The following is a 4,202-nucleotide window of genomic DNA, read 5'->3' as shown; positions in this document are numbered from 1 at the left end:
CTTTTTATATTTCTTGTTAGTTATTGCTGTTAGGTGTAGAATCTGTATCAGTTTGATTACTAAAAAAGATTTCTGTTTTATTTGTAATAATTGCACCAGCTGTTGTAACTGTTCCTGCAATTTTTATTTCTATTGTTTGATTTTTTGAAATGGTAATAGCACTTAAATCCCAAATACCAGTAGCTGCAGTATAAGTAGTGTTTATTGGTATGGTTGAAGCACCCGCATTATAAGTTAAACCAACAGGTAATAAATCTTTTACTTTTACGTCTGTGGCATCCACAGGGCCATCATTTTTTAAAGTTAAAGTAAAAATTACCGTAGCTCCTTTTTTAGGAACTGCTTTATCTACTGTTTTAATAATACTTAAATCTGCTGCACATGCTGTTTTATCATTTGCATCTAAAACGGCTGCAGTTGTTGCTTGCCCTGTTGTCTCTGTACCTGTTACTGCACCACCTGTTACAGTAGTTGGTACTCCTTTTGTATTAACAATTGTACCAAAATTTAGTAGACTACCACCAGCACTTCCTCCTGTAAGAGAGCTTGTTACTTGTGCAGGTGTAAAAGTTCCTGCTCCTTCTATTGCATCTGGACAACCATCATTATCTGAATCTGTATCTAATTTATTTGGTATTCCATCCGCATCTGTGTCTGGGCATTTTGAAGCTTTTATACCTAACCATAACACTGGACCTACTCCATCTCCAATACTATCAAATGTTAAACTTGTTACATTTTTACCTATTAATGAAGGAAAGGAAATTGTACCGCTGGCTTGATTGCCATTTGCTGTTTTATCTGTTATATATGTTTTTCCATTTATAACTGTTTGACCTACTAGTTCGGCCTGTCCAACAGGGTTTACTGATATTGATACCGCAAGATTAGACATAACTGTCCCGTTTGCTAAAGTGGCTGAAAAATTTCCAAAAAGAGCTTGTCCTGCAAAATCTATTCCAGCTGTTGCTGTATTAAGATTACCTACCATTTCTGTTCCAACACTGTCGGATAATAAATTTATATTAGAAACTCCTTCTCCAAAACTTATAGTATAAGTACCGTTACCACTAGTTGTTTCATTAAACCCGAACCTACTGAATGCACCGCTTAAAAACACACCTGTATCTGTACTAATAGTAACAGTTGTTGCAGGTGTTGCTACAAATTGATATGTCTGAGGGTTGTTAATATTACCGCTTCCTACTCTAGTGGCCTGCTTATCAGTAAATATACATTCATCTGTATCTAAAATACCATCATTATCATCATCTAAATCTACCGCATCTGGCACACCATCATTATCATTGTCGTTACATGTATTTACAGTTGTATTTAAATAAAAATTATTTGGTGCTGTATAAGGTGCTGTTGTAACTTTACCTGTAGTGTCTACAGCTGGTGTACCAGAACCATAAGTACCATTATTATCTGAATCTGCATTTGCAACTGAACCAAAATAAGCTTCATCTGCATCACTACATCCATCTCCATCACTATCTGTGTCTAGGTGATTAGGGATTCCATCATTATCAAAATCATTTGCTGTACAGTATTTTAAGTCATAAAATTGCATAGTAACATTTCCTAAATTTCCATTTTGTTTACCTACTCTAATTGAAATTTGTGTAGTAGCACCTAAAACTGAAACTTGAATTGCATTGTTTGGAGCATTAGATCCTCCAGCAGAACTAATTACAGTCTGATTACCAAATTTTGCATTAGAACCTAAATTTATATCTGATAAGGCCACAAATCTATTTTCACCGTTATTGCTGGCTGTAAAATCAGCCCTATCTTGAACATCTAACCCTCCAAATTTAAATTCAATGTTATATACTGGCTTAGAAAAAGTATAGGTATAAACAACAACATTTCCATCTGGAAAACTTGTATTATTGGGTTGTGTATTAATATAAGACCCAGTTATACCTGCAGTAGTTTTACTTTCTACACCAGAGTTCCAAGTACTTGTACCTACTAACTCAAAACTAGCGTTTACATCCACACCATCAAATGCATAAATATTATTTACATTAAAAGGACTTAATGTTGCGTTTGAAAACACTTTACCTAAATCAATAAAGCCTGCTGAACAGTTAAAATCTTCATTAGTATCTAAAATACCATCATTATCATCATCTAAATCTACACTATTTGGCACTCCATCATTATCTGTATCATTACAAGCTGCAACAGAAGCATTTAAATAATATGGGTTTGGTGTATTATAAGATGCACCAGATACATTACCTTGCCCATTTACAGATGGTGTTCCTGTTCCGTATAAACCATCTTCATCGTTATCAACTCTATTTACCGATCCAAAATAAGCTTCATTAGCATCTGTACAACCATCATTATCTGAATCTAAATCTAAATGGTTTGGAATACCATCACCATCTGAATCTAAATTAGCGCAAACTCCATTGGCTAAAGTACAAAAATCTGCATCTTGATAATTTGGAACTCCATCATTGTCTGCATCTGCCGTAGGATTTAATCCATTAGACTCTATTGTATCTAAAATACCATCATTATCATCATCTAAATCTACACCATCTGGGACACCATCATTATCATTGTCGTTACATGTATTTACAGTTGTATTTAAATAAAAACTATTTGGTGTTGTGTAAGGTGCTGTTGTAACTTTACCTGTAGTGTCTACAGCTGGTGTACCAGAACCATAGGTTCCGTTATTGTCTGAATCTGCATTTGCAACTGAACCAAAATAAGCTTCATCTGCATCACTACATCCATCTCCATCACTATCTGTGTCTAATGTATTTGGAATACCATCATTATCAAAATCACAATCGTCATTTAAAATTGGAATTAATTCACTTTCTACTGTACCTGTTGGTCCTAACCAAAATTCTGCTCTAATATCTATATAATCTAAAGCACTAATTACTGTATTAAATTGTGCTTGTGTAACGCCAAAATTATCAGCTGTTAAAGCTACTGAAATAGTAAAATCACTTCCTGTAGGCTTTGTTTGCCCAAATGGTGCTTCTGTTAAATCTAAGGTTAACTGTGTTGCGCCACTACCTAAACGAATATCTGTTGTTCCTCCAAAAAAATCTTCTCCTGGGTCATCTACAAACAACCTAAAGGTTAAATTATTTCCGTCTATATAAGATAAATCATTCCCTTTAGTATTTAATCTATAGTAAGATGGATTAGCAGCTAAATCAATATATCTTAGACCTGATTCGTTATCATTTGGACCTGCATTTGTGACAAAAGGAGTTCCTGAAGCACCACCTTCTACAACAGTTATATTACCTGACCTTGCATTTCCAATAATTAAGTCTTTACTAAAATTAACATTAGGGCATTCTACATAATCTAAAATACCATCGTTATCATCATCTAAATCATTTACATCCTCTACACCATCATTATCTGTATCTATTAAAGGTTGCGTTGTAATACTTATATTATCAATTGCAATATCACTTGCAAAATCAGTACCCCTTATAGATTCGAATCTAACAATAATCGTTTGGTTTACAAAGTCTGACAAAACCGTGCTTTGCACATTCCAAATATCTCCCTTATCTCCATTGGCTGTAAAAATTTGAGAAAAAGTTGCTCCATTATTTGTACTTATAAAAACATTAAAAATCCCCATGGTAACACCAAACATGTGAAAATCGAAACTTAACTTTGCGTTTACATTAGCAGGAATAGTAAATTCTTTTTGTACCCAAGCTCTGTCTCCTGGTGTACCACCCGTTGCTTCATAATACAAATAAGAGTTACCAACAGAACCTGAACTTGGGCCTGTATTTGTTGATGGAGTTGCTCCTGATCCTCTTGACCAATTACTTTGGTCTCCGATTACATTATCCCAACCATCGAAATTTGTTTCGAAACTGTCTTGGGCTATTATATTTTGAATTCCGAATAAAACGAATAAAGAAACTAAAACAACAGAAAACTTAAACTTTGTAATATAAGTATAAGAATGTTCTAAAGAACCTAAAGTTAAGGGTACGTATTTTTTCATCATATTAAAGAATATTTATATGGTGCAACGTTTATTTTATTAAAAGAAATGTATAATAAAATAAACAGCAAGTGTTTTATAATTGCCTTACTTAAATGTGTTTCAGCAGAGAAACTAAGACGGCTCGTCTTTTTAAGAAAAAAAGGTTTTGAAAGATTTTTTTTTATTAACATACTTTTTTGGG

Annotated in this window: 1 protein-coding gene; it reads right to left on the bottom strand. The window is 33.7% G+C overall.

The window, feature by feature from the left end; genetic code table 11:
- Nucleotides 1-16 precede the first annotated feature (16 nt).
- Nucleotides 17-4,021 carry a hypothetical protein gene (locus tag SHK09_RS02785; protein ID WP_319809247.1) on the bottom strand — a complete coding sequence of 1,335 codons (4,005 nt, stop codon included), beginning with the start codon at nt 4,019-4,021 and terminating at the stop codon, nt 17-19.
- Between the last annotated feature and the right edge of the window lie 181 nt (nt 4,022-4,202).

The sequence above is a fragment of the Polaribacter sp. PL03 genome (assembly GCF_033875165.1).
Taxonomy (GTDB): domain Bacteria; phylum Bacteroidota; class Bacteroidia; order Flavobacteriales; family Flavobacteriaceae; genus Polaribacter.
This window is presented reverse-complemented; position numbering and strand designations above follow the sequence as displayed.